This is a genomic window from Brevibacterium aurantiacum, assembly GCF_900169065.1.
Taxonomy (GTDB): domain Bacteria; phylum Actinomycetota; class Actinomycetes; order Actinomycetales; family Brevibacteriaceae; genus Brevibacterium; species Brevibacterium aurantiacum.
Genome location: NZ_FXZB01000036.1, coordinates 1 through 25,848, shown reverse-complemented (window position 1 = coordinate 25,848; position 25,848 = coordinate 1). Strand labels below are relative to the sequence as shown.

General features: G+C 62.5%; 24 protein-coding genes and 2 tRNA genes. 20 read left to right on the top strand and 6 right to left on the bottom strand.

Going from position 1 to position 25,848, the window contains the following annotated elements; all coding sequences use genetic code 11:
- The first annotated feature begins 286 nt into the window (after positions 1 to 286).
- From BAUR9175_RS17780 to BAUR9175_RS17755, 6 genes are all read left to right on the top strand, one after another.
- Positions 287 to 1,966, top strand: a complete 1,680-nt coding sequence (locus BAUR9175_RS17780) for a hypothetical protein (protein ID WP_101584770.1) — start codon at positions 287 to 289, stop codon at positions 1,964 to 1,966.
- Between the two features lie 109 nt (positions 1,967 to 2,075).
- A complete protein-coding gene (locus BAUR9175_RS17775) occupies positions 2,076 to 3,653 on the top strand; it encodes a hypothetical protein (RefSeq protein ID WP_101584769.1) in 1,578 nt (525 codons plus the stop codon).
- Positions 3,654 to 3,679: 26 nt separating this feature from the next.
- Positions 3,680 to 4,405, top strand: coding sequence for an ASCH domain-containing protein (locus BAUR9175_RS17770; RefSeq protein ID WP_101557643.1), 726 nt, complete (start codon positions 3,680 to 3,682; stop codon positions 4,403 to 4,405).
- Positions 4,406 to 4,498: 93 nt separating this feature from the next.
- Complete coding sequence (locus BAUR9175_RS17765; RefSeq protein ID WP_101584767.1) at positions 4,499 to 4,789, top strand: DUF3618 domain-containing protein; 291 nt, start codon at positions 4,499 to 4,501, stop codon at positions 4,787 to 4,789.
- A complete protein-coding gene (locus BAUR9175_RS17760) occupies positions 4,782 to 5,102 on the top strand; it encodes a GroES family chaperonin (protein WP_096161198.1) in 321 nt (106 codons plus the stop codon). The genes BAUR9175_RS17765 and BAUR9175_RS17760 overlap by 8 nt, the downstream gene beginning before the upstream one ends.
- Before the next feature lie 110 nt (positions 5,103 to 5,212).
- Positions 5,213 to 5,288, top strand: a tRNA-Lys gene (locus BAUR9175_RS17755).
- Between the two features lie 496 nt (positions 5,289 to 5,784).
- Here BAUR9175_RS17755 and BAUR9175_RS17750 read toward each other — a convergent pair.
- Positions 5,785 to 6,423: a GntR family transcriptional regulator gene (locus tag BAUR9175_RS17750; protein ID WP_009882731.1), complete on the bottom strand. Its 639-nt coding sequence runs from the start codon at positions 6,421 to 6,423 to the stop codon at positions 5,785 to 5,787.
- A 203-nt stretch (positions 6,424 to 6,626) separates the two neighbouring features.
- Here BAUR9175_RS17750 and BAUR9175_RS17745 point away from each other — a divergent pair, with 203 nt between their 5' ends.
- The 7 genes from BAUR9175_RS17745 to BAUR9175_RS17715 all read left to right on the top strand — a co-directional run bounded on the left by BAUR9175_RS17745 (position 6,627) and on the right by BAUR9175_RS17715 (position 13,527).
- Positions 6,627 to 7,877: an NRAMP family divalent metal transporter gene (locus BAUR9175_RS17745; protein WP_164743345.1), complete on the top strand. Its 1,251-nt coding sequence runs from the start codon at positions 6,627 to 6,629 to the stop codon at positions 7,875 to 7,877.
- Positions 7,878 to 7,879: 2 nt separating this feature from the next.
- Positions 7,880 to 8,653, top strand: coding sequence for a LamB/YcsF family protein (locus BAUR9175_RS17740; protein ID WP_101584763.1), 774 nt, complete (start codon positions 7,880 to 7,882; stop codon positions 8,651 to 8,653).
- Positions 8,650 to 9,438 (top strand): putative hydro-lyase, encoded by a 789-nt coding sequence (locus BAUR9175_RS17735; protein ID WP_101584762.1) that lies wholly within the window; start codon positions 8,650 to 8,652, stop codon positions 9,436 to 9,438. Before BAUR9175_RS17740 ends, BAUR9175_RS17735 begins: the two co-directional genes overlap by 4 nt.
- Complete coding sequence (locus BAUR9175_RS17730) at positions 9,435 to 11,081, top strand: 5-oxoprolinase subunit B/C family protein (RefSeq protein WP_101584760.1); 1,647 nt, start codon at positions 9,435 to 9,437, stop codon at positions 11,079 to 11,081. The genes BAUR9175_RS17735 and BAUR9175_RS17730 overlap by 4 nt, the downstream gene beginning before the upstream one ends.
- Positions 11,082 to 11,084: 3 nt before the next feature.
- Positions 11,085 to 12,824, top strand: coding sequence for an acetyl/propionyl/methylcrotonyl-CoA carboxylase subunit alpha (locus BAUR9175_RS17725; protein ID WP_101584758.1), 1,740 nt, complete (start codon positions 11,085 to 11,087; stop codon positions 12,822 to 12,824).
- A gap of 84 nt (positions 12,825 to 12,908) precedes the next feature.
- Positions 12,909 to 13,382 carry a thioredoxin-dependent thiol peroxidase gene (gene bcp, locus BAUR9175_RS17720; protein WP_069600594.1) on the top strand — a complete coding sequence of 158 codons (474 nt, stop codon included), beginning with the start codon at positions 12,909 to 12,911 and terminating at the stop codon, positions 13,380 to 13,382.
- A gap of 63 nt (positions 13,383 to 13,445) precedes the next feature.
- A tRNA-Leu gene (locus BAUR9175_RS17715) sits at positions 13,446 to 13,527 on the top strand.
- 80 nt (positions 13,528 to 13,607) lie between these two features.
- Here the strand turns inward: BAUR9175_RS17715 and BAUR9175_RS17710 are convergent.
- Positions 13,608 to 14,837, bottom strand: coding sequence for a tyrosine-type recombinase/integrase (locus BAUR9175_RS17710; RefSeq protein ID WP_164479505.1), 1,230 nt, complete (start codon positions 14,835 to 14,837; stop codon positions 13,608 to 13,610).
- 88 nt (positions 14,838 to 14,925) lie between these two features.
- Positions 14,926 to 15,486, bottom strand: a complete 561-nt coding sequence (locus BAUR9175_RS17705) for a helix-turn-helix domain-containing protein (protein ID WP_069600596.1) — start codon at positions 15,484 to 15,486, stop codon at positions 14,926 to 14,928.
- Positions 15,487 to 15,760: 274 nt separating this feature from the next.
- Here BAUR9175_RS17705 and BAUR9175_RS17695 point away from each other — a divergent pair, with 274 nt between their 5' ends.
- From BAUR9175_RS17695 to BAUR9175_RS17675, 4 genes are all read left to right on the top strand, one after another.
- Positions 15,761 to 16,663, top strand: a complete 903-nt coding sequence (locus BAUR9175_RS17695) for a replication initiation protein (RefSeq protein WP_009885499.1) — start codon at positions 15,761 to 15,763, stop codon at positions 16,661 to 16,663.
- Positions 16,650 to 16,910, top strand: coding sequence for a helix-turn-helix domain-containing protein (locus BAUR9175_RS20000; RefSeq protein WP_081448679.1), 261 nt, complete (start codon positions 16,650 to 16,652; stop codon positions 16,908 to 16,910). Before BAUR9175_RS17695 ends, BAUR9175_RS20000 begins: the two co-directional genes overlap by 14 nt.
- A complete protein-coding gene (locus tag BAUR9175_RS17685) occupies positions 16,907 to 17,239 on the top strand; it encodes a hypothetical protein (RefSeq protein ID WP_009885501.1) in 333 nt (110 codons plus the stop codon). Before BAUR9175_RS20000 ends, BAUR9175_RS17685 begins: the two co-directional genes overlap by 4 nt.
- Positions 17,240 to 17,807: 568 nt before the next feature.
- Entirely contained in the window at positions 17,808 to 18,155 is a 348-nt protein-coding gene (locus BAUR9175_RS17675) for a hypothetical protein (RefSeq protein WP_125178127.1), read from the top strand.
- A gap of 137 nt (positions 18,156 to 18,292) precedes the next feature.
- On the opposite strand, the gene BAUR9175_RS19255 is transcribed toward BAUR9175_RS17675, so the two are convergent.
- Positions 18,293 to 18,595 (bottom strand): Clp protease N-terminal domain-containing protein, encoded by a 303-nt coding sequence (locus BAUR9175_RS19255; protein WP_125178126.1) that lies wholly within the window; start codon positions 18,593 to 18,595, stop codon positions 18,293 to 18,295.
- 470 nt (positions 18,596 to 19,065) lie between these two features.
- On the opposite strand from BAUR9175_RS19255, the gene BAUR9175_RS17670 reads away from it, so the two are divergent.
- Positions 19,066 to 20,337 (top strand): integrase catalytic domain-containing protein, encoded by a 1,272-nt coding sequence (locus BAUR9175_RS17670; protein ID WP_180959277.1) that lies wholly within the window; start codon positions 19,066 to 19,068, stop codon positions 20,335 to 20,337.
- 158 nt (positions 20,338 to 20,495) lie between these two features.
- Positions 20,496 to 23,510 (top strand): Tn3 family transposase, encoded by a 3,015-nt coding sequence (locus BAUR9175_RS17665; protein ID WP_101584772.1) that lies wholly within the window; start codon positions 20,496 to 20,498, stop codon positions 23,508 to 23,510.
- An 83-nt stretch (positions 23,511 to 23,593) separates the two neighbouring features.
- Here BAUR9175_RS17665 and BAUR9175_RS17660 read toward each other — a convergent pair whose 3' ends face one another.
- Positions 23,594 to 24,136 (bottom strand): hypothetical protein, encoded by a 543-nt coding sequence (locus BAUR9175_RS17660; protein ID WP_101584757.1) that lies wholly within the window; start codon positions 24,134 to 24,136, stop codon positions 23,594 to 23,596.
- Positions 24,133 to 24,375, bottom strand: a complete 243-nt coding sequence (locus BAUR9175_RS17655) for a hypothetical protein (RefSeq protein ID WP_101584756.1) — start codon at positions 24,373 to 24,375, stop codon at positions 24,133 to 24,135. Before BAUR9175_RS17655 ends, BAUR9175_RS17660 begins: the two co-directional genes overlap by 4 nt.
- A gap of 254 nt (positions 24,376 to 24,629) precedes the next feature.
- Here BAUR9175_RS17655 and BAUR9175_RS17650 point away from each other — a divergent pair, with 254 nt between their 5' ends.
- Complete coding sequence (locus BAUR9175_RS17650; protein ID WP_096161814.1) at positions 24,630 to 25,229, top strand: recombinase family protein; 600 nt, start codon at positions 24,630 to 24,632, stop codon at positions 25,227 to 25,229.
- Positions 25,230 to 25,848: the final 619 nt, after the last annotated feature.

Below are 25,848 nucleotides of genomic sequence, written 5' to 3'. Positions count from 1 at the left end.
TGGACATGGCATCATTGAAACCGTCGATGAATCGACTCCAAACGAATTAGTGAACCGTAAGCCTCACGCTCAAAAATGCTGAGGCACCAACACGGATCACGCGCTCACTCCTCAGTGAGGCACCTCGACTCACAGCGCATATGGTGCACAATGAGACACAGATCTCCTGACGTGCAACGATTCAGTAGCGATGTATAACGGTTTCGGAAAAACGGTAGGTGCATCCACTTGGATTCAATAGTATTGTCACGGTCCTATCCTCAATATCGTTCAAGGAACCCTGTACATGGCTCGTGCGCTGATCTCCGTCTCTCAGGACGGGTTCACCTATCTCACCCTCAACGGGGCGACGAGTCGCTACTCCGACACCGGACAGGCCATGACCTACCTTGGCGACTACGCCAGGGAGACCGCGACCCAAGTACCAGTGACCATCGACGACGGCAATCAGGAAGTCGACGTCGTCCTGGACGAGACCGGCAAGATCGCTCCCGCAGCTTCCGCATCACCGACTCCCCCTCCTGCGCAGGAACCTTCCTCCTCTCCCGCCGCACCCGCATCGGATGGGAACAGGTCGACGGATGAGTCCACGACCACCTCGGCGACGGACGGTGATCCTGCCGATGCACAGTCAGAGCGCCACCAACAGAAGAAGACCGACGCCGAGGCGGGCAATGGGGATGACTATCCCCTGGGCACTCCGTTCTCCGGACCTGCCGCACCCAACGCTCCGACAGTCAAGCGCACCCGAGTGCGCAAGCGCGCACCGCAGCACAAGAACTCACCACAGAATCGCCCCCAACGACTGAAGAAGATCACCGTTCCCGGACTCGTGCTCATCGGCATCGTGATCCTGATGATCGGGGCGTTCGTCATTCCCAACATCGTGCCTGCAGGCTCTCAGGACTCACCGCAGACGATCGAGTCGGAACAGCAGATCAATCCCGCGTCCGAACTCTCCGTGGACAAGACCGCGGACGTCGTTCCCGGCTTCGACAACTCGCCGACGTGGGAGACCAAGATCCCCAAAGACGCCTCGGTCACGGCCTCGGATCGTGGTGTCCTCGTCGTCGACGGCGGGAAGCTCGAAGTCCTCGACTCCGCGACAGGCAAATCCCGGTACTCGGGAAAGACCAGCGAAGCCCCGACCTTCGCCGTCGACACGATCATCGACGGCAAGCCCGCCCTGCTGTGGCAGGCCGGCGACACCGCCGAAGCGCTCATGGACGGTGAGGACAAGCCCAAGACCTATCAGCTGCCGGAGAACGCACGCATCACCTCGGCGGGCAAAAGCGTCCTCATCAAGTCGGGTAACCGTCTGTCCACCTTCGGTGTCGACGGCCTCGTGAATGTGCCGACTCCCGAATCGGGATCGACGCCGATGGCGATCGAGAACGACGAGCTCTTCAGCTCCGACTGGAACGGTCCGGTCAAGGCGAAGAACATCAAGTCCGGCGATGAGCGATCCGTCAAACTCGAAGCCCCCGCCGATGGACTCCAGATCATCAAATGGGTCTCGGCCGGTCATGGCAAGGCCGTCACGCTGTGGGGCGAACAGGGAGCATCGACGAACTCCGGTCACCGCATCCAACTCGTCGTCCACTCCTTGGAAGACGGTTCGATCCTATCGACTGTGACCACCACGACCGACATCGTCGGCGAGATGTCATGGGTGCGCGGCCAAGGCGGAAAGCGAGCCTACATCGGCCCGTATCTCTTCGACCTGGAATCCGGGCTGCTGCTCATGGACACCTCGAGCAAGGACATCCACCTCTCGGAACCGCGCGGCACGATCGTGCCCTGCACCGTCGACAACGACGACTCCTGCCTGCTGGCTGGCAAACACGCCTACCGCACGGACACCAACCTGCTGGCGCTGACCGACGACGGCGGCAGAGCCATCGTCGACGGCGCAGACTCGACGATCCGGGCCTACGAGAAGTCGTCCGACACGAGCGAGAAATGACCGAAAACTTTCTCACCCTTGATGTAGCCATTAGGATGGGGAAAGATGTGCCTGTCTGCCAAGTCCCCTTGCACGTCTGATGCCGGAGTCCCCACACCGAAGGAACACAGTGCCAGCTACACGCGAGTTCAGCCGCACAGCGGCCGCCCTCGGCACTGCTCTTGCCCTGGTGCTGCTCCCGCTCACAGGCACAATCGCTCCAGCTCAGGCCTCGCCTACCGCGGTCGCGGAGGCGTCTGTCTCTGACCTTGGGACCACTGACGTCAAGGCCGACGGTTCGACAGATGGCACGGATGCGGCGTCGGCAGCGGACTCGGGAGACTCGGACTCTGCGTCGAGCGAAGCGGATTCGAACTCAAACGGGTCCGATGATGGCGCAGACGCAGGAGCCGATGCCGCAGATCCCAATGCGGAGGCAGATGATGATGCCTCTGAAGACGACCCAAAGTGCGATGACCCCAGCGACGGTGGCGACACCACCACACCCTGCGCCGTCGAGGATCCGATCGATTCAACGTGGAACCCGTCGGATCAGACCATGCAGCTTTCCGACATGCCCGAAAGCTGGGAAGGTAAGAAATTCGCTGGCCCAAAACAGAACAATCGCTGGCCGGCACAGAGCACTTCAGAACCAGAGGGCACTACCGACGACAGTGGAAATCCCTTGCCCGAGGCGACGAACGACGCACCGAGTAAGTATTCGTTCGATGAAGACGGGTACGTTCTCAATGACGACACTGGCAAAAGGATGGAGTTCACTGCGTTCGAAAAGGCACCGGATCCTGTCTGGGCGTTCACCTCTGATGGCACAACCATCAGCGTCGTAGAGGGCGAGGCGTATCCGCCGCCAAGTGACGGCGACAACAGCGACGCGGGCGCAACCGCCGGCGCGAACTCGAACGAGACCGCTGATCCCGACGGCGGCACCGCAGACTCCTCCTCGGGCGCGGGCATGAGCGCCTCCGAGGATTCGGAAGCTAAAGACGACGGCTCGACTTCAGATTCAGATTCAGACACAGGCTCAACGGGGAACAAGGAGAATTCCGACAGCTCCTCGGATACTAGCGCTTCCTCTGACTCCAATTCCTCAGACTCCGCGCAGGCCGATTCGAAAGACACCGACTCCTCGACGACGGCCGATGCCGATTCGGCCCAGAAGGAATCAGATTCGAACTCTTCGGCATCATCGAACGACTCCGATTCCGGCAACTCCGACAGCGTCGGAAACGCCGACAAAGATGGCAGCTCGAGCAACGACAACGGCAAGGACGACAAGGGCTCGGCCGATCAGGACGGCTCGGGAACAACCTCGGGCGATGACGGCCCGAACCGCGAGGACACGACCCCCGACCCTGCGACCGGCAACGGCTCGTCCGACACTCGCGATGAGATTCCCGGCGATGTCGGCGACGACTGGATGCCCGGAAACGGCGACGCACCACCTCCGGACTATTCGGACCCAGTCCCGCAGAACCCGGACACACCTGTGCCCGATGATGACACCGACCTCATCACCGGAGGCAACACGCCAGAACCTCGCAGCGACAAACCACCGTCGACGTCGTTCGGTGAGTCGATCGTGTCAACGATTGTGAGTTCGTGGCCGATCTTCATCCTCGCAGCCTCAGGCATGGCCGCCGTCGGTTTCATCATCTGGATCGTCGGACGACGCAACAAGCAGAACTGAGTTCACGGTTGCCTTAGGATCGCAGCATGGACCTCTACGACTCGGAGTTACAGGTCGTCGCTGCCGCGCAATCGCTGGCTGCCACCCTGGGCGCGAATGTGAACCACACCGTGGCAGCCGCTGCGATGGACACCTACGGTCACATCCACACAGGCGTCAACGTCCACCACTTCAACGGCGGCCCCTGCGCAGAACTCGTCGCCATCGGCAACGCTGTCGCAGCCGAGGCCGGGCCCTTGGTGACGATTGCAGCGGCCGGATGCGGAGATCGGGGTCTGCTCTCCCCCTGCGGGCGCTGCCGTCAGGTTATCCTCGACCTGTACCCCGACGCACTCGTCGTAGTCCCGGGACCGGAGGGTTCGGGCTCAGCAGAGATCGCTCCGATCTCTGCCCTTCTCCCCTATTCCTACCGTCACCCTGACTCGGCACCGCAACGGCTCCTGCGGTTCCACCCCGGCTACTACGAGTCCACCGTCTCGGGGCAGAAGACCCTGACGGTGAGGTGGCAGGAATCCCACTCCCCCGGCCCTGCCTTGGCGTATTTCGAACACACAGAGCACGGGCCGCTCCCCGTCGACATCACCTCGGTCGACACGTGCCGACTGAGCGAGCTGACTCCACAGCTTCTGCACCTGCGAGAGGGCTCAAGCGTCGACAGCTATGTCGCGAACCTCCGGAAGCACTATCCGACGATGCCGCAGGACGCGACGGTCGACATCGTGACTTTTCGGCTCTCCGCACCCAATATCTGACACTGAGAGAATCAAGCGGTTAAGCTTGACACGAGGCACCGTGGCACCCCGTCACGTGCATGAACGTATTCTCGACCCGGAGGACCTGCCCCGATGACTGACAATGTCTACACCTCAGATGTGACCGTCGACTCAGCGTCACCCAGCCAGCTGGCGGAATCGATTCGCCTGCGCGAAGAGCGCATCGCGGACAACATCGATGAACTTGTGGGCCGTGTCCACCCGAAGGTCCTCGCGACTCGCGCCGCTAACAAGGCGAAGTACTCCGTCGTTGAAGAGGAGAGCGGCTCGGTCAAATCCGAGGCGGTTGCACTCGGCGTCGGAGTCGTCCTCGGCGTGGCCGCACTGATCGTGGGTGTCTCCGGCCGCAGCAAGCGTGGCTGAGTCCGCTCTGCCCATCCGCATGCTGCACGACCGGATCCTGGTGGATCCGGGCGAGGAGGCCGGGGAACGCAAATCCTCGGCAGGGATCGTCATCCCGGCAACTGCCAGCATGGGCAAGCGTCTCGTGTGGGGCAAGGTCGTCGCGGCCGGCCCACACGTGAGGCAGGCCAACCTCGGCGACACCGTCCTCTATGATCCTGAGGAGCTCGCCGAGGTGGAGCTGGAGGGGACGGCGTACGTGCTGCTGCGTGAGCGCGACGTCCACGCGATCTCAGAACCAGCGGAGCAGTCGCGGTCTGGGATGTACCTCTGACGTGCAGGTATGCGAGCTACCTCACAAAATCTGAAAAGGGCCGTTCTCAGTTTGCATGAACCCTGGGAACCTGAGTAATATTAATTCTCGTTGCGCGGCAAGCGCAGCTCGCACCTCTAGCTCAATTGGTAGAGCAACTGACTCTTAATCAGTGGGTTCCGGGTTCAAGTCCCGGGGGGTGCACCACAGCAAAGAAACCGCCGTTCGGATCATCCGAACGGCGGTTTCTTGTTTGTCTTCCGTAGCTGGCACCAGGGTCGGTGTCAGCTGGCTAGTGTTGGCGTCGAACCGGTGCCTTGGCCGCAGATCGGACTGGTGTCCTCGTTGCTCTGCGGGATCTGCCGTTCATCCGGATCCTATAGGGCTTGAGTGCATTCTCCGAAACGCCGCAGCCGTCTGCGCACTCGAGCATGGGGTTGAGATTCACTCCGTCACCGGGTTCCGCAGCAGCGGCGGTGTCAATGAGACGGCCGTAGCAGTCGGGACAGAGATATGGTGCATACTTCATTGCGCACTCCTTGCAGACCGACCACTGTCTGATCTGCCGATAGACATGCAGGCCTGGGCCGACATGGGCGTATGCAATTTGCACAAACACGTCTCTATGAGTCTAGCAGTCGGGCCTCAGCGGGCACTGTGCTGAGAACATCACGTTGAGAACGTCAGATTCAGAACATGGTGCTCAGTCCTGACCGGCGCGGGCGTAGGCGCCGAGGACCTGACGTTCGGAATCGCCGAGGTAGGCGCCGAGTTTAGCGGCCGCTTCTCTCGGGGTCTCATGCAGATAGGCATCGAGGACCTCTTGGTTGCGCTCGACGAACGGCGCATGGAGGAAGTCGAGGACCTCGACCTTGAGGAAGGCCAGACGCAGTTCGGCTAGGACATTGCCGAACGAGCGCATCAGCCGGGAGCTGTCCGAGAGTGAGACCACGGCATTGTGGAAGGACATATTCAGTGTTCCCACCTGCAGCCAGTCATCGGCGGCCGCGGCAGTCTGTGCGGCTTCCACGGCCCGGCGCATCTCCTCGGCGCCCGGATGGTTCTTCGGAGCGTTCTCCAGCACCGAGCATTCGATGTGGCGTCGCACCCGGTAGATGTCGATGACGTCAGAGGTGTTCGGCGAGGCCACCGAGACTCCGCGGTGCGGGATGTGATTGACCAGGCCCTGCTCCCCCAGCACGCGGAAGGCTTCGCGCAGCGTGTTGCGGGAGACGTCGAACTCCTTTGCCAGAGCGGCTTCGGACAGGCGGACGCCGGGCGGCAGCTCGCCGGCGATGAGGCGGTCGGTGAGCTGATTGACCAGGGACGATTCGTGATTCACGGTTCCATCCTAGTGACCGAGGCAACAAATAGCCCAGATTCGTGAGAACAATTCTTAATCCGAAATGTGACGCAAGTCTATTCTTGTTGAACAATCCATGTTAGATTGTCTAACGCTTCACCAATAGTGATGCGGACCACCAGCGAGGCTGGTCTCGTATCGCGCTCAAAGGCAGACCAGACGTCAGGCAACTTGGAGATCCCATGTCACAGCCGCAAGAAACAGCTACGAATCAACCAGTGAAGGTCAGTCGCAGTGCCATTCTGGGCGCGATCTTCCTCATGGCCACCTCGGCGATCGGCCCGGGATTCATCACACAGACGGCGACCTTCACCGCCCAGATGGGCGCAGCCTTCGCCTTCGCCATCTTCATCTCGATCCTCATCGACATCGCCATCCAGCTCAATGTGTGGCGCATGATCACGTCCTCGGGCAAGCGAGCCGCCCAGCTCGCCTCGAGCGCCATCCCGGGCACGGGCATCCTCCTGTCCGTCCTCATCGTCATCGGCGGTCTGGCCTTCAACATCGGCAACATCGCCGGCGGCGGACTCGGCCTCAACGCCCTCCTCGGCATCGACCCGAAGCTCGGTGGTCTGCTCACCGGTGTGCTGGCCATCGGCATCTTCCTGTTCAAACGCGCAGGCAAGGTCGTCGACACTGTCGTCATGGTCCTCGGCGTCGGAATGATCATCCTCACCGTCATCGTCGCGATCGCCTCCGACCCACCGGTCGGCGAAGCGATCAAGCAGAGCTTCCTGCCCGACACCATCAACTTCGCCACCATCACGACCATCGTCGGCGGCAGCGTCGGCGGCTACATCACCTACTCGGGAGCCCACCGCTACCTCGACTCGGGTAAGACCGGACCGGAGCATGCTCCCTCAGTGATGCGCTCGGCGCTCACAGGCATCCTCGTCACCGGCGTCATGCGCTACATCCTGTTTCTGGCCATCCTCGGCGTCGTGGCCTCGGGAGTCGCCCTCGACCTCGACAGCAACGTCGCCAACCCAGCCGGACAGGCCTTCGCCGCGGTCCTCGGCGATGCCGGAATGCGCATCTTCGGCGCCATCTTCTGGGCAGCGGCACTGAGCTCGGTGATCGGGGCGGCCTACACCTCGGCGACGTTCCTGTCAGCGTTCTCCAAACGTCTCGAGAAGGGGTGGCCGCTGCAGCTGGCCACGGTCGCATTCATCGCCGTCTCGCTCGTCATCTACCTCATCGTCGGAACCGCACCGGCGACCCTGCTCGTCTTCGTCGGCGGATTCAACGGACTCATCCTGCCGATCGGCCTGACGATCTTCATGTACATCGGCTGGTTCAAACCACGCCTGCTTCGCGTCGACAAATACCCCACGTGGTTGCTCATCATCGGCACCGCGGCAACACTGTTGATGTGGTACACGGCCGTTGAGTCGGTCGGCCCCATCTTCGCAATGATCGGAATCGGAGGGTGACAATGACATCTGCCATCGACCTCAACTCGGACCTCGGGGAGAACGTCCCCGACCGCGTCGTCAGCGACGATGCGGCCATGCTGGACTTGGTCACCAGCGCCAACGTCTCCTGCGGCTTCCATGCCGGCAGCCCCGAGGGGATCCGGGAGACCCTGGCAGCGGCGACGAAAGGTGGAGTCGTCATCGGGGCACACCCCGGCTACGACGACTACGAAGGCTTCGGGCGCCGCCCCCTCGACGTTCCTGCAGCCACCCTGCAGGCTCAGGTCGAATACCAGATCGGTGCCCTCCTGGGTCTGACCGCAGCCGTCGGCGGCTCGGTCGCCTATGTCAAACCCCATGGCGGCCTCTACAACGCCATTGTCCGTGACGAGGCGCAGGCCAAGGTCGTCGTCGACGCGGTCAAGGCCGTCGACTCCTCCCTGGTCTTCCTCGGTCTGGCCGGCAGCGTGGCCAACCGCGTCGCCGCCGAGGCGGGGTTGAAGGTTGCGGCCGAGGCCTTCGCCGATCGCTCCTACAACCCCGACGGTTCGCTGGTCGCTCGCACAGAACCCAATGCAGTGCTGCATGACCCGCAAGCCGTGGCCGCACGCGTGCTCAGACTCGTCCAGACTGGGCAGGTCGAGGCCATCGACGGCAGCCTCGTCGATGTCGACGCCCAGTCGATCTGCTTCCACGGCGACAGTCAGGGTTCGATCGACATGGCCCGCGCGGCGCGTGAGCTCCTCGAATCCTCGGGTGTAAGGATCGCTGCGTTCGCCGGTGCCGGTCGATGAGTCAGTTCGACGCTGCAGCCGGGGCGGAGGCCCGCGAGCGCATCCGGGCCGGGTCCACGGAACCGACCTCGGGTCTGGCTCCTGGTCTGGTTCAGGCCAACCTCATCGCGGTGCCTGCCGACTGGGCCTTCGACATGCTCCTCTTCGCCCAGCGCAACCCGAAGCCGTGCCCGGTCATCGATGTCCTCGAGCCCGGGCAGGTCGAATCCGCGCTGGCGTCGGGCAGCGATCTGCGCACCGACATTCCCCGCTACCGTCTGTGGGAGAACGGTGAACTCGTCGACGAGGTCGATGACGCCACCGCGGCCTGGGCACAGCACCCTGACCTCGTGTCCTTCCTCATCGGGTGCAGCTTCACCTTCGAGACCGGGCTGCTGGAGGCAGGCATTCCGATCCGCCATCAGCAGGCCGGGCGCAATGTGCCGATGTACTCCACATCGATCGCCTGCAGTCCCGCCGGTCGCGTGAGCGGGAACATGGTCGTGTCCATGCGTCCCATTCCCGCCGGACAGGTCGCCGAGGCGGTGCGCATCACCGACCGTTTCCCCGCCGTCCACGGTGGCCCCGTCCACATCGGAGAACCCGAGCAGATCGGCATCACTGACCTCTCAGCCCCCGACTTCGGTGACGCACCGATGATCGAGGACGGCGACATTCCCGTGTTCTGGGCCTGCGGAGTCACTCCCCAGGTCGCCATCCAAGCCTCGGCCCCACCGTTCGCGATCACGCACTCACCGGGCCGGATGTTCATCACCGACGCGCCGGAAGGCAACTACCGCCAATGATCGACACCCTCGAATTCCACACTGCCTCCCGCCGTCATCTTCTCGTCGAATGCCCGGATCTCGCGGCCACCATGCACTTACATCGTGCCCTGGAATCAGCTGCGCTCGAGGGCGTCGAAGAACTGATCCCGGCCGCACGGACGGTCCTGGTCACGTTCAACCCGACCCGCACCTCGGCGCCGGTGCTCACCGATGCCATCCACGGGCTCGAACACACGGGCACGGATTCGAGTGAGTCCCGTGAGGTCACGATCGATGTCCACTACGACGGTGAGGATCTCGCCGAGGTGGCCAATCTCCTCTCCCTGTCTCCCGCCGAGGTGGTGACCCGGCATCAGCGCGCCACCTGGCAGGTCGCCTTCTCCGGTTTCGCCCCCGGGTTCGGCTACCTCGCCGGTGACGACCCGATCTTCGACGTTCCCCGTCGATCCTCCCCGCGCACCCGCGTGCCCGTGGGTGCCGTGGCCCTGGCCGGGGAATTCACCGGCGTCTACCCCCGCGCCTCCCCCGGCGGCTGGCAGCTCATCGGCCGCACCGATGCCACACTGTGGGACCTCGACCGGGAACCCCCTGCCCTGTTTGTGCCCGGAACGACAGTGAAGTTCCGGGAAGCAGAGCGGGAGTCGGTCACGGTCGCTGAGGCGAGCGCGGAATCTGCCGTGTCTTCGCAGCCGGGCGCGGCCGCCTCGTCGCATTCCTGCACGGTCATCCGTCCCGGACTGCAGCTGCTCGTCCAGGACCTCGGCCGTCCCGGCTTCGCGGCCATGGGCGTCTCGAGCGCAGGTGCCGCCGACCGCGGTGCACTGCAGACTGCCAACCGTCTCGTCGGCAACGCCGAGTCCGCGGCCGGGCTGGAGAGCTTCGGCGGCGGGGTGAGGCTGGCCCTCACCGGTAACGGTGTGGCCGCGGTGACCGGGGCGACGGCAACGATCACCGTGACCTCTGCCGACGGTGCCGTGTTCCGGCACCACCTCGGCGAGGCCTTCTCACTCGATGATGGGGACGAACTCGAACTCGGCAGCACCGAGCGCGGGACTCGTGTCTATATCGCCTTCCGCGGCGGCATCGAGGCCGAGACTGCCCTGGGCAGCGCCTCGGCCGATACGCTGGCTGGTCTCGGCCCTGCGCATGTGGAGCCGGACACCACGATCAGGTTGGGGCGACCGGAGTCGGCGCCCCACCTCGTCGATCCCATCCGCAGCGCAGACGGTCAGCGGCGCCTGCCCGCACCTGGAGAGACGATCGAGCTGTCGGTGACCCTGGGACCCCGCGATGACTGGTTCACCTCCACTGGCCTGCAGACCCTGCTGGGACAGGTCTGGACGGTCACCCACGAATCCGATCGGGTCGGACTCAGACTGGCCGGTGAGATCCCACTCGAACGAGCCCGCACCGGGGAGCTGCCCAGCGAGGGTGCTGTGACCGGGGCTCTGCAGGTCCCACCCAACGGTCAGCCGGTGCTCTTCGGACCCGACCATCCGCTGACCGGCGGCTACCCGATCATCGCCAGCGTCGATGACACAGACCTCGCGGCACAGCTGGCACCCGGCGTCATGATCCGCTTCGTGACCGAGACCTCCCCGGTGGCCGACGATGCCACCACCACAGACCACACCCGCCATTCACCGCAGAACGGACACTGAATCATGCCGAAGATCCTCGTTGCCAACCGCGGCGAAATCGCCGTCCGCGTCATCCGCGCCTGCGCCCACTACGGCCACACCTCGGTCGCCGTCTACGCCGACCAAGACCTCGAAGCCATGCACACGCAGCTGGCCGATGAGGCCTACTCCCTGCCGGGCACCAATGCGGCCGACACCTACCTCAACATCGATGCGATCATCGCAGCGGCCAAGCAGTCCGGGGCCGACGCCGTCCACCCCGGCTATGGCTTCCTGTCCGAGAACGCCGACTTCGCCGCCGCAGTCGAAGATGCCGGCCTCATCTGGATCGGGCCCACTGCGGACACCATCACGGCACTCGGCGACAAGGTCACCGCTCGCCAACTGGCGCAGAAGGTCGGCGCCCCGCTGGCCCCGGGCATCGACCGGCCGCTCAAGGACGCCGGCGAGGTTGAGGCCTTCGCAGCCGAACACGGCCTGCCGATCATCATCAAGGCAGCCCACGGTGGAGGCGGGCGCGGTATGAAGATCGTCCACGACCTCGCCGAGGTTGCCGGAGCCTTCGAATCGGCCACCCGTGAAGCTGTGGAGGCCTTCGGACGCTCCGAATGCTTCGTCGAGAAGTTCCTCGAACGCCCCCGCCATGTCGAGGTCCAGATCGTCGGCGACGGTCAGGGACGCGTCGTGGCCGTCGGCGACCGCGACTGCTCGGCCCAGCGCCGCAACCAGAAACTCATCGAAGAGGCACCCGCGCCCGGCCTCAGCGCCGATCAGCGTGAGCGTCTGCACCGTTCGGCTGAAGCCATCTGCGCCGAGGTGAACTATAGAGGTGCGGGCACCGTCGAGTTCCTCCTCGCCGCCGACTCCACGATGACCTTCCTCGAGGTCAACACCCGACTCCAGGTCGAACACCCCGTCACCGAGGCGGTCTCCGGAGTCGATCTCGTCGCCGAGCAGTTCCGCATCGCCTTCGGTCAGGGGCTGTCGCTGTCGTCGACACCTGAGCCGCGGGGGCATGCCATCGAGCTGCGCATCAACGCCGAGGACCCCGGGCGTGGTTTCCTGCCGACTCCGGGCCGCATCGATGTGCTCAACGCCCCGGGTGGTCCCGGTGTGCGCTGGGATGCGGGAGTCCGGGCCGGTGACATGGTGCAGCCGGCCTTCGATTCGCTGTTCGCCAAGCTCATCGTCCAAGGCCCCGACCGTGCCTCCGCGATCGCACGCACCGTGACCGCGGCGAAGGAACTCCACGTCGAGGGCCCGGCGACCGTGCTTCCATGCTCCCTGGAGATCCTGACGGATCCCGCGTTCACCGCTGATGAGCTGGGAATCCACACGCAGTGGATCGAGTCCGAGCTCCTCCCCCGCATGACGACACAGCCTCGGCCGGCACCGGCGTCCGAGTCCTCGCTGACGCGTGTGAACATCGAAATCGACGGCAAACTCTCCAGCCTCGGGCTGCCGAGTGCACTGCTGGCCGCATTGGGCAGCGCCGGTGGCGGGGCTGCCGGTGCTGGTGATGGTGGAACTGGCTCTGATGGTGGCGCCGCGGAGACCGGTGGTGTCAGTGCTCCGGTGCCCGGCAACCTCGTCGATTATCTCGTCGCCGACGGCGCCGAGGTGGCCGAGGGTGACGATGTCGCTGTGCTGTCGGCGATGAAGATGGAGACCCGAGTCCAGGCGCCCAGCGCCGGAAGACTCAAGCAGCTCTCGAAGGTCGGTGACATGGTGGCCGTCGGCGAGGTCTTCGCTCGAATCGAGTGAGGCTGAACCGTGTCGGGGTCTCGGACTAGAGTGGACACTGAACTGAGAACTTCTGAGAAGTTCCGAACGAGAAGAGGAGACACTATGCCACGTCTGTCAGTCGGCGACACCGCCCCGGATTTCACTCTGAGCAATCAGGACGGGAAGTCCGTGACCCTCAGCGAGTTCAAGGGGCAGCGGGTAGTCGTCTACTTCTACCCTGCCGCAATGACTCCCGGCTGCACGACCGAGGCCTGCGACTTCCGCGATTCACTCTCGGCGCTCTCCGCTGCCGGCCTCGTGGTTCTGGGCATCTCGCCGGACAAGCCGGAGAAGCTGAAGAAGTTCGCTGAGAAGGAGAGCCTGAACTTCGACCTCCTCTCCGACCCCGACAAGACCATGATGGAAGAGTGGGGCGCCTTCGGGGAGAAGAAGAACTACGGCAAGGTCGTCCAGGGCGTCATCCGCTCCACGCTCGTCATCGATGCTGAGGGCGCCGTTGAACTGGCACAGTACAACGTCAAGGCCACCGGTCATGTGGCTCGTGTGCGCAAGGCCTTGGGCATCGACGCCGCCTGACCGGCTGCGTTATCTGATCGTTTCAGCATCGCGCCCTCGTCCTGCTAATCTTGAGGACGTCGCGCGCGAGTGGCGGAATTGGTAGACGCGCTGGATTTAGGTTCCAGTGTCTGCGGACGTGGGGGTTCAAGTCCCCCCTCGCGTACAGAGCGGAGAACGGCCTCTGACCTGGGGTTTAGATCACCGGGTTGGGGGTCATTTTCGTGCCATGTGCTGAGATATGTGCTAAGCCCCACCGAGATGGGCCGCGAAGCGGTCTGCTGCGGCTTTCTGCATCGTCGGGGTGACATGGCTGTAGATGTTCATCGTGGTTGTGATGGTGGAGTGCCCCAGGCGCTCCTGTACTACCTTGGGATGCTCGCCAAGCTCCAGCAGGAGTGTGGCGTGCGTGTGGCGCAGCCCCTTGATCGTCACGCGGGGCAGCGTCGGGTGTGCCTTGGCGAGCCAGTTCATGCGGCGATCCCAGCGGCTCGTCATGGCGTCGGGTGAGCGCAGCTTGCCCTCGTCGTCACCGAACACATACGCATCGGCTTTCGCCAAATCGAACGACACTTCGGCGCGGGCGACCTTGTAGGAGGCGAGCACTTTGAGGGTCGCGGCGTCCACGTCGATCACGCGGGCGGTGCCCGTTTTCGTGGTCTTGGTGGTCGTCCAGTCCTCGGTGTTCACCGCTCGCCGGATGCTGATGCGCCCGGTCTTGGTGTTGATGTCGTTCCATCTGAGCGCGAGAGCTTCGGAGCGTCGCATCCCGGTGTAGGCGATCAGTCGCCACAGTGGGAACAGTTCGTCTTGCAGTTCCTTCTCGTTCCAAGTGAGGAACGTCTGTAGCTGCTCGCCCGTCCAGGTCACGATTTCCGGTTTCTGCGCTCGAACCTGTGACGACTTCGGGGCGTTCACGGTGCGCTTCTTCTTTGCCGGGTTGACTTGGATCAGCCCATCGTCGATTGCGGCGTCGAGGATCGCGCCGAGGACGACGTGCACCTTGTGGATGCTGTTGGCCGAGAGTGGTTTGCCTTTGCCGTACTCGTCCTTGCGCCCGCTCTTTTCCAACTCCCGGTAGTGGGAGCCGATGCGGGTGGCGGTGAGCTTGTCGATCCTGATGCGACCCAGGTCGGGGGTGATGTGGTTACGGATGATCTTCCGATACCCCTTGATCGTGGAATCGGCCAGCCGCAAGCTCGACATCCAATGCTCGGCGTACACACCGACCGTGGGGGTCTTGCCCTGGAACTTCTCGTTCCTCGCTTTCTTTCGTAGCGCCTCGGTGAGCGCGGCCTGTGCTTCTTCGAGGTCGGTGAACCCGCCACGGGTGAGCCGCTTCTCGCCCAGCTCGGGCTTCTCCGGGTCGATCAGCACATAGATTTGGAACTTCCACCGTCGCCCCTTGCGGGTCTGGTAGTCGCCCAGCGATCCCTGATGCCGCGACCGGGAACGTCGCTGCTGCTTCTGCTTCACCCCCTCAACGCTGCTCGGTGCCGCCTCGTCCGGCGGCGGGTGACTGGCTGGTGCCATAGACCTTGCTCCTTTCTCTCGTGGTGGTTCGTTACTCGAACGCGAGTGAGGCGTTCGGGTCGAGTTGCAACAGCCTGCCGGTGGCGTGTTCCTCGCGGGCGGTCTGCACGTCGTAGCGTTCCTGGTACACCTCGCGCGGAGTGATACCAACCTGGCCGCGGTCGTACTTGGCGAGTATTTCCTCGGCCCAGTGCGCCGAGTTGATCGCTTGGAAGCGTTGCTCTTTCCAGTAGCGCACCAAGTCCTCGGTGGTGAGCTTCACGGCGCCTGCGACCCATGCCTGTATCTCTTCGGGTAGGAACGACTCGGGCACCCCGGTCAGCGTGACCGCCTCAGCAAGCGGGGTAAGAAGAGCTGCGGGTGTGGTGCGGAGGATGTAGGCGAGGGCGGTGAGGTCGTCCACGTCCACGCGCCGGTCGCCGTTCTCGATCTTGCTGATCCCCGACGGGGCGAGCTTTCGGCCCGCCTCGGTCATCAGCCGGGCGGCGGTGCGCACGTCCATGCCGATGGCCTGGCGTGCGGTGCGGAGGTTCTGGGCGACGTGCTCGTGCGTGATCCCGGCGGGGTTTCCCCGCACTCGTTCTGTTTCCATACTAGGAACGTACATGCCCGCTCTTGACTCGTCAAGCACCATACTGTACTTTATTGGGAACTCAGGACTCTTGATTAGGGACGGCAGGCAGGGCGATGAGAGACATATCGGTGACATTGGACGACTTACGGGCCTCCCGTAACGCGGTCATTACACGGGCGGAGGCTGCGGCGGCGCTCGGGGTCGATCCCCGCACGATCACGGCGAGCATCGAGAACGGGTCGATCCCGTCCGTGAAGCTCGGCAGGCGGGTCGTACGGAGACGTGGGGACAGATGTGGTTGCCGCTGTGGCCCCTGGCCTCTGACGATCTGCTCCAGGGCATCTATCGCACCAGCCGCCACAACGCCCTGGAGCTGCGCTACATCGAGGCCAACCCCCAATCCTTGTCGAATCTCCTTGTCGTCGACATCGACCACCCCGACGCGCTCATGCGCGCCATGTGGAACCGAAAAGCCTGGCAACCCAACGCCGTAGTCGAGAACCCTGCCAACGGCCACGCACACGCCGTATGGGCACTTGCAGAGCCAGTCACCCGCACCGAGTACGCCAGACGCAAACCACTCGCCTACGCCGCCGCCGTGACCGAGGGGCTGCGCCGGTCCGTTGACGGCGACAAGGGCTATTCCGGGCTGATCACGAAAAACCCCACCCACGAGCAGTGGGAAGCCTCCTGGCTGACCGATCACCTCTACAACCTCGACGAGCTCACCGAGCACCTGACCGTCTCAGACTTCATGCCGCCAGACTCCTGGCAGCGCACCAAGCGGAAAAACCCCGTGGGGCTCGGCCGCAACTGCACCCTCTTCGAAACCGTCAGGTGGGACGTGTACCGGGTCGCGCGCACCATCCGGAAGCGCAACGAACACCCCACGCCAGAGGACCGTCACGACCTCGAAGCAGCGATCGTCAATTTGTGCCAGGAGATGAACTCGACGTTCAGCGAGGCACTGCCCGCCAGCGAGATCAGGGCCACCATTCGCAGCTTCTACAAGTGGATCACCACCCGCTACACCGGGTGGCTCGACTCCCGCACCACCAGCGAAGAAAAGTCCGCCGCCTACCACCGCAACACCGGCCGACAAGGAGGCCTCAAGGGCGGCATTGCCAGTGGCGAAGCTCGCCGCGCGGCCACCCGCCAGCGCATTATGGAGGCAATCAGCAATGGCCACTCGTGAGCGAATCCCCCGTAATGGGCTGACTATCCGTGAGCTGGCAGAACGTGCTGGTGTGGACCCACGCACGATTAAGAGGTGGACATCGGACCCTCGTGAGGTCTATCTAAGCCGCGCGGAACAGCGGCGATTGCGGATTCGTGAGCTGCGCGAGACAGGTCTGTCGATGCGTACGATCGCCAACGAGGTCGGTTGCTCCGTTGGCACCGTTCACAACGCTCTCAAAGACCAGCCCGAGGACGAATCATGAGCACCTACGGGCAGAAGAAAAAAGCGTGGGCCAGCGAGTGGGCGAAACTGCGGAAAGAGTACCTGTCGGGGAAGCTCATGGACGTTCTCGTTCTCCCCGTCAACGGCGGCACCTCTGTCCGATGGGAGTGCCCGGCCTGCGGCGAGACAGGCACTCCCGTCGCCTCGGAGAAGCTGGCGCTCACCGCTGGTCGTGGGCACATGAACATCCACGTCACGCCCGAGGATATCCAGGCACTCGAAGACATGAAGGTGCGGCGGATGCCGCCCGAACTGCTCTCGCCATTTCAACGGCGTCGACGCGACGAGCTCGAAGCCCACGACCAATGACGACAGCAGGATCGCCGCGACCGTCCTGGAGCGTGCAACAGGCTGCGCGTGAGTGCGGGGTCTCTCCGGCCACGATACGTCGCCGCCTCAAGGACGGGTCTCTGCCCAATGCGGTCCAGGGTGCCCGGGGCGCCTGGACGATTCCGGTCACTGATCTCATTGCGGCCGGTCTCAACCCTGGTCAACCGTCTCCACCTGACCATGGTCAAGGGGTAGTCACCGACCTTACTCACGCCGAGAATGACCATGGTCGTGACTATGGTCAAAGATCATCGTCGCAGGTGAAAGCCCTCCACGACCTTGAGCAAAAGTTACTCACTGAGCAACGTGAGGTTGAGCATCTGCGTACCCATGTGAGTACCCTGCAGAACAATCTTGATGACGTCCGTACGGCCATGCGGATGCTCGAAGCCGGGCCTCGAGACCGGGCTGACCGGTCAGGTTCAGACGTGACCGAGCACGTCGACCACAACGGTATGACCGTGGACAAGCCTGCCCGGTCAGAGTCGGCGGCCGGCGGTTCGTTCTTGCGCCGGCTGTTTCGTAGAAGCAAGTGATCGGAGGACTGTTGGACGAAGACCAGATGGTTCAGTTCTATGAACGCCGAAGGATCTATCCGGAGTGCCAGTCAGGCTGGTACCCGCTCATTCTCGATCTCGATAACAAGATTGGCAGCATCGAACCTGGATACAAAGTCGATCAGATCAAGGAGAAGTTCGGGGGCCTACGGTTCTACTACGACCAGATGAGCGTCAATGACGACAACCGAGAACGTGTGGACAAACTCGTCGATGCAGCCGAAGCGAAGGCCTACACGACCTGCGAGGTGTGTGGCGTCTCTGACTCGACTGTCACTACGAGCGGCCCTTCCTGGGTGAAGACTCTCTGCACAACCCACAGGGGGAAAATTAGGTGAGGCACGGCCCTGGTTAGCCGGGGGTCTTGACCTGAGGCACTCCGGTTCACGGCGTCATGACGAAGTGGTCGGGCTTGAGTCCCGAAGCGTTCGCCCACTCTGCGTTTTGATAGTGGCCGTGGTTTCTCGATTTCGCATTACTCACGTTCAACACTGACATTGATCGAATCGGAAGCTATCTCTGGCTTCGTTGAGGCAATCACCTTGCTCAGTTCGTCGCGCCATTCGCGAACGGTCTCGACAGGAACTACGCGATCAACCAGCGTCGGAGAATCGCCTTGGGCAATAAGAGCAAGCATGACATGCTCCACCCCGAGGTAGTCACCCGGTGACTCATTTGCTAGTTGTACGGCCTCTCGAATCGCGGCCTCTAAGCGTGGAGTTACCCACCCATCGATGCATAGACGACCAACTTGCAGTTCTCCACTTGGCAAGCTCATACGATTATGATCGCTCCATCCCAGCGGCCGCCGAAGCATATACCGTTCAACGGGTACCCGCCTCCATTTCTGCACGTGGCTTCAGTGACCGCAACATAGGGATCTAACGCAACAACTTCCTGCTGCTCATGCGATGGGGAAGCCGAAGCACTAGCCGGGGCAGCTACTCCCAAAACTCCCAGGGCCACGACCGCCACAGCCAGAACGAGATGCTTAGCGCCCATCAGTCGAGTGCTGTCACCTTTGAGCATTTCACTCTCCTATCCTCGTGCCTGGCCAGATCCAAAAGGCAAGGCTAATTGGGCGACTGAGCATACTCCTGCTCTCCGACCGTGACAAGGTTCCGACGAGACTCATAGATAGTCCCCGCGTAGCCAAGGGTCGTGCCTCACATAAATTTCCCCGCCAGACTCTTCACCCGGGGACATAGACACGACGACGATGGGGTCATGGTCGACAAGGACGTTTCCATGAACACCAGAATCGAGATCACGAAGAAATACGCCACCGCGTATGCCAAGGCCGGCAGGCAACAAAAGTCGGCCATCCTCGATGCCGTCACCGACATCACTGGCTGGAACCGCGACCACGCTCGCCAACAGCTCATGCGTCGGACTCGCCAGCCCAAGGGCAGAGCCAACGCCACCGTGGCCGTGATCGATCGACGCAAGACTAAGGCCCGTAAGTACTCCTACGACGCGATCAAGATCCTGCAGTATGTGTGGTCAGTTGCCGGTGGAATCTGCGGCAAATACCTCGCCCAAGCTATGGTCGATCTCCTCAACTCCCTCGAAGCCCACAACCACCTCGTGCCTGGCCAGGGCCGCTACAGCACGAACGTACGCGACGAGCTGGTGTCGATGAGTCCAGCCACGATCGACCGATACCTGGCACCAGCCCGGGCTAGAGACACCCTGCGTGGGAAGTCGGCAACGAAGCCTGGCACACTGTTGCGCAACTCGATCCAGGTTCGTAAGGCCGGTGATGAAGTCGAAGCCGAACCCGGATTCTTCGAAGTCGATACCGTTGCCCACTGCGGACCGACGTTGAAGGGCGAGTTCATCCGCTCGGTCAATTACACCGATATGCACACCGGGTGGGTCTACACCCGAGCAGTCAAGAACAATGCTGCCGTACACATTGTTGCCGCGTGCACTCATTTCGTTGAAGCGGTGCCCTATCTCGTGACCGGGCTCGACTTCGACAACGGTTCAGAGTTCATCAATCACGACCTCATCGACTGGGCGGCCCAGCGGAAGATCTTCTTCACTCGCGGCAGGCCTTATACGAAGAATGACCAGGCCACGATCGAGTCAAAGAACAACCATCTCGTGCGTCGGTACGGGTTCTACTACCGCTACGACACGACAACCGAACTCGGACTCATGACGACGCTCTGGGCACTGGTCAATGACCGGTTGAACTACTTCACTCCGACGAAGAAACCCACCGGGTATTCCACTGATTCGGTGGGTCGTCGCAAACGTGTTTATGACACCCCGCGGACCCCGTTCGTGCGTCTGCTGGATTCCGGGATCCTCAACAGAAAGCAAGTCGCTGAGCTCAGGGCTTACAAGGCTGGTCTTGACCCGGTCCATATCGCGGCCGAGATCGATCGGATCCAGCAGAGGCTGATCAAGCTCGCTGCCGGGAAGACCGCGCGTATGGAACGTGAGATCGAGGCCAAGCAGGCATTGCCCGATTCCTCGGGTATTCGGGTCAGGCCGAGTCGGGTGGGGTGAGAGTTGTTCCCGGGGATAATTTGTGTGAGGCACGACCCTCATTAGCCGGGGGTATTGACATGAGGCACTCCGGGTTCCATCTGCCGGGGATCTGGGGTCTGGGGAAGAATCGCCCGGAAATTCACGCTAAGGAGTCAGCGGCCTGTTGAATGGGTGACATGGCGGTCGATTTTCTAAGTGATGAGCAGGTCGCAGGGTTCAGCGGATTCCCCGACGAGGTACCAGCGGAGGACCTGGAACGTTTCTGTTGGTTGGACGATGCCGATTTGTCGGTGGTTGGTCGCCGCCGGGGAATGCACAATCGCCTGGGATTTGCTGTTCAACTGATCACGGTGCGGGTAGTCGGACGTTTTTTGACGGATCCATTGGCTGTTCCGTGGCCGGTGGTGGAATCCCTGGCCGGGCAGCTGGGCATTGCCGATGCTTCCGTGCTCAAGCTGTATGCGCAGCGGGGACAGACCGGGTACGAACACGCCGCGGAAATCTCCACCGAGTACGGGTATGCGGATTTCTCCGATCCGGCCAGGTACGAAGAGCTGAGGCTGTTTCTGGAGGCCCGGGCCTGGACTTCGTCGGAGGGACCGGTGCGTTTGTTTGAACGGGCGGCGCTCTGGCTGCGTGAGCGCAAGGTCCTTCTCCCCGGCGTCTCTACGTTGACACGACTGGTTTTAGAGGTCCGTGCCGGAGCAAATGACCGCCTCCATTCCATGCTGGTGGACGCGGCCGGCCCCGCATTGATTCTGGAATTGGAAGGTCTGCTTCGCGTTGGGGATGGGTCGCGGTTGACCGCGTGGGAACGGCTGCGGACCGGGCCTTCGAGGGTCTCGGTGCCGGAATTCTTGCGGCAGTTGGAGCGGCTGGGCCGCTTGCGGTCCCTGGGTGCCGGGTCCATTGATGTGGAGATGATCCCCGAGGGCCGGATGAACGCCCTGGCCCGCTACGGATTGGCGGGCAAGGCCTCATCGCTTCGAGGACTATCGGGACAGCGCCGGGGTGCGACACTGCTTTGTGCCGTGCGCGCATTGACGTCGGAGGTTGCCGATGATTTGTGTGATGCCCTGGACGCCATTGTCAACGAACGCGTTCTGCGCAAGGCAACCAGGGAATCCACTGCCGCCCGGTTGAAATCCCTGCCCCGTTTGTCCAAGGCCTCACTGCAATTGGCGAAGGCCGCGAAAACACTGGTCGAGGTGTTGGACAACACGGAATATTCCGGCGCAGAGGCCGCCTCGGTGCTGGCCGATCAGGTTTCCTTGTCCGAGCTACGCGCCGCGCTGCAGGTGGTGAACGAAGTGGTGAATCCCGAGGGTGCCGAGGCTGATACTGCGGGGCAGATGCTGCGCCGGTTCGCCACCGTGCGCTCGTTCCTGCCGGCGTTGGCCGCGGCGGCACCCTTCGGGGCCACCGCGGGCGGGACGCCAACGTTGGCGGCGCTGACGGCACTGCCGGAGGTTCTGGACGGCCGCAAGAAAGACCCTGCCGAGGTTGATCTGTCTGTCCTCTCTCCGACTTGGCAGCGTCTTGTCACGGCTTCGGAGGAAATCGACCGCAAGGCCTACACGGTGGCGGTGACGGTGGCCGTCCATAAGGCGCTGCGGCGCAGGGACATCTTCGTGGTTGGCGGGCGGCGCTGGGGAGACCCTCGGGCGCGGTTGCTCACCGATCCTGCGTGGCAGAAAACCAAGACTGAGACTTTGAGGGCTCTCCAGCTGCCAGAAGAGCCAACGGAGCATCTGGCTGGTGTGCGCCACCGCCTTGATGCCCGTTATCGTGCGGCGGCTGAGCAGTTGGCCGACAATCCAACGGTACGGATTGATGATGCCGGCAAAGTCCACCTCTCACCCCTGGAGGCCAAGACGGTCCCGGAGTCCCTGACGCAGTTGCCGGGGCTGGTCTCCGGGATGCTGCCGAGGGTGGACCTGCCCGATGTGCTGCTGGAAGTACATTCCTGGACGGGATTCCTCTCGGAATTCAGCCACGTCTCGGAGACCTCCGCGAGGATGGGCCAGCTTGATGTCTCCGTCGCAGCCATCCTGGTGGCCGAGGCCTGCAACGTCGGACTCACACCGGTGGTAAGGGATGGCCACCCCGCCCTGACACGTGGACGCCTGAGCCACGTCGACCAAAACTATGTGCGTGCCGATACGCTTCGCGCAGCTAACGCCCGCCTGATCAAGGCCCAGTCCGGTCTCGGACTCGCACGGCGCTGGGGCACCGGCTTGTTGGCGTCCGTCGATGGGATGCGGTTTGTGGTGCCGGTGGCTACCGTCAATGCCGGGGCAAATCCGCGCTACTTTGGCCAGGGCCGCGGCCTGACCTGGCTGAACTATCTCAACGACCAGGTCTCCGGGCTGGGTGCCGTTGTGGTTCCGGGAACGGTCCGCGATTCCCTGCATATTTTGGATGGGCTGCTCGATCTTGACGGTGGCCAACGCCCCGAGATGGTCGCCACTGACACGGCCTCCTACTCAGACCAGGTCTTCGGGCTTTTCACCCTGCTCGGATATCGGTTCTCGCCCCGTCTGGCCGGGTTGCCGGACCAACGGTTCTGGCGCATCGACGCCACTGCGGATTATGGGAAGCTGAACGCGGTAGCCGGTCGCAACCGCATCAACCTGGATCTCATCTCGTCGAACTGGCCGGACATGCTTCGCCTTGCTGGGTCCTTGACGTCCGGGACCGTGCGCGCCTCCGAAGTCCTGCGGGTCACCCAGGGAGGCGGGGCACCGACGCTGCTCGGGAAGGCGTTGGCGGAGTACGGGAGGATTGCAAAGACCGAGCATCTGTTGGACTTCATCGATGCCGATGAGGGGTACCGCCGGCAAATCCATACCCAGTTGACTGTGCAGGAATCCCGGCATGCCCTGGCCAGACTCATCTTCCACGGGCGGAGGGGCCAAATACGGCAGTCCTACCGGGAAGGCCAGGAAGACCAACTCGGCGCCCTTGGCCTGGTTCTGAACGCCGTCATCCTGTGGAACACCCGCTACCTGGAAGCCGCACTGACCGGGCTCCGCGACCGCGGCCACAACGTTGCAGACGAGGACGTGCATCGCCTGTCGCCGCTGGTCTCGGAACACATCAATATGCTGGGCCGCTACTCTTTCACCGCAGGCGCCACGGGAACGGAACTTCGGCCATTGAGGAACCCCGATGAGGACCTGGAGACCTAAACGAGGCAACATTTCCCTGAACATATCCACGCCCGCAAGAGGAACCACCTGCGGTACAGCCGCAGTTAAGGTGTGTCTGCTGCTCAGTTAAGAATCTTGCGAATGTAGAAACAGTCGGGGAACCTGGTCGAAGCCGCTTCCCATCCGTCACTTGCAGCAGGCAAGGCGCGCAATGAAAAGATCGAGACTCGCGTGACTTCCCAAGACTCGTCGTCGAGTTCGAGTGCGTGTTCGCCGTGTAGCGAACGGATTAGCTTCCAGCCTTGTCTTCCGGCCGCATTGATCTGTTCCACTTCTTCATTGCGCGAAACAGGACCCACGATCCGCATGGTCTCCGTGGCTTGCATTGCCTCGGTTCGGCGGGTGTCGAAACGCTGCTGGGCAGCCTGGCGGGAAATTCCAAGCGCTTTGCCAATTTTTGCCCAACTCAATCCAGAATCTTGAGCTGTCGCAACCGCCTGCGATTGAAGCTGTGTGGATACACGGGCTATGTCGCCAAAAACGGCTACGGAGCGAAGGACGGCCTCCGGTGATTGCATGGACTCATCATCCGAGGGGCTTGGCTCCAGATCAGCAGCGAGTTTCGATAGTCGCACGGAAAGGGCGACGTCGGCTTCGTTGCTCATAGCTCTTCATTGTCAGCTGGACGCCAAGAGTTTGCACGTGAAGCCGCGGTGGATTTCTGAACGAGAACCACTATGAAGCCGATCAAGCTGGCTATCAGGGCAATCCACCCAGCCACGCTGATGATGAAACCCGGGAGCCCTAAGCCTATAAATGCTGCGAACACCACCATGCAGATGCCGAGCGCGAGGGCGACCAGGAGGACTTTTCTTGCAGTGCGAATTCTTGTTGATGGAGTCATGTGTCAAGGATAGGTTGACGCATCGAAGGTGTCAAGGAGATGTTGACGCTCTCGGGTCTCGCTCATTTGGCCGACGAAAGGACGCCCTTGCGCTCGGGTGCAGGTTGCCACAAGCAGACTGTCCCGTAAGCCGGTCCTCCACCGGACACGCCAACCGCTGACCTGCTGCTTTGCTAATGGTGACCTATGAAGTGTCCGTATAGGGTGTACGGTGAACTGTCCGGTGAAGATCCCTATGTGACACACTGATCTACATGTCTAAGATCATGGTCGGTTACGCACGCGTGTCCACGGAGGAGCAAGACCTCACCGCCCAGCGTGATGCCCTGGCATCCCTCGGCGTTGAACCCGAACGCGTCTATGTTGATCATGGCTTTACCGGCAGGAACAAGAATCGCGCAGGACTTCACGAAGCCCTCGCCGCCTGCCGGGCCGGAGATACCTTCGTCGTTACCAAACTCGACCGCCTGGCCCGGTCCGTCCGAGACGCCCACGAGATAGCCGACGGCCTCGCCAGACGCGAAATCAGACTCAGCATCGGTGGTTCCGTCCACGACCCCACCGACCCAATGGGCAAACTGCTGTTCAACGTCCTGGCGATGATCGCTGAGTTCGAAGCCGACCTCATCAGCATGCGCACCCGCGAAGGAATGAAGGTTGCCAAGGCCAACGGCCGACTCCGGGGAAAACAGCCAAAACTCACCGTGAAACAAGAAACACACCTCCTCGAACTGCACGATGCCGGCAAACACACCATGACCGAAATGGCAGAACTATTCTCCATCAGCCGATCCACCATCTACCGGGCCGTTGAACGCGACCAACGCAAGAAAACCGGCACAATCAATCCGTGACCTCTTCCTGCCACCACCGAAAGATGACGTGCGGCTCTCATCCGTTGCCCCACACTGCGAAAGCTTTGCGTCGGGCATTTCGCTTTTTCGCGAGCCCTATCCACGCCAGGATCGACACCGGGATGTCGTTAGCGTGAATTTCCGTACCGATCTTCCTCAGACCCCGATCTTGACATGAGGCACTCCGCAGAAGTTTTTGGATCGGCACTCTCCAAGCTTATCGACAGTCTGCTCCACACCACCATCGACGAGCATGTCGCCGAGGCGGTATTGCGCGGAGGTTAGGGACTGGTACACGGATAGGTGACACCCGAGCTGGCTCACCGAAGCGAAGGCCTACACGACCTGCGAGGTGTGTGGCGTCTCCAACTCGACCGTCACTACCGCAGGGGACAGATACTCGGTGAAGACACTCTGCGCGGTCGGAATTTTTCAAGTCAAGCGGTACCAGGGTGAGTGAGGCAGTGGTTAGGCTGCCTCTGTTTCGGTGCTCTCCTTTGGTTGGTTGATCCATGCCGGTCCGGGTAGGGCCAGGATCTTGGGATCGGTGGCCTTGCTGAACCTTTGGGGGTGTTTGGCCCGCGCGGCAGCCAAGGTCTGTGAGCGTTTCACGGCGACG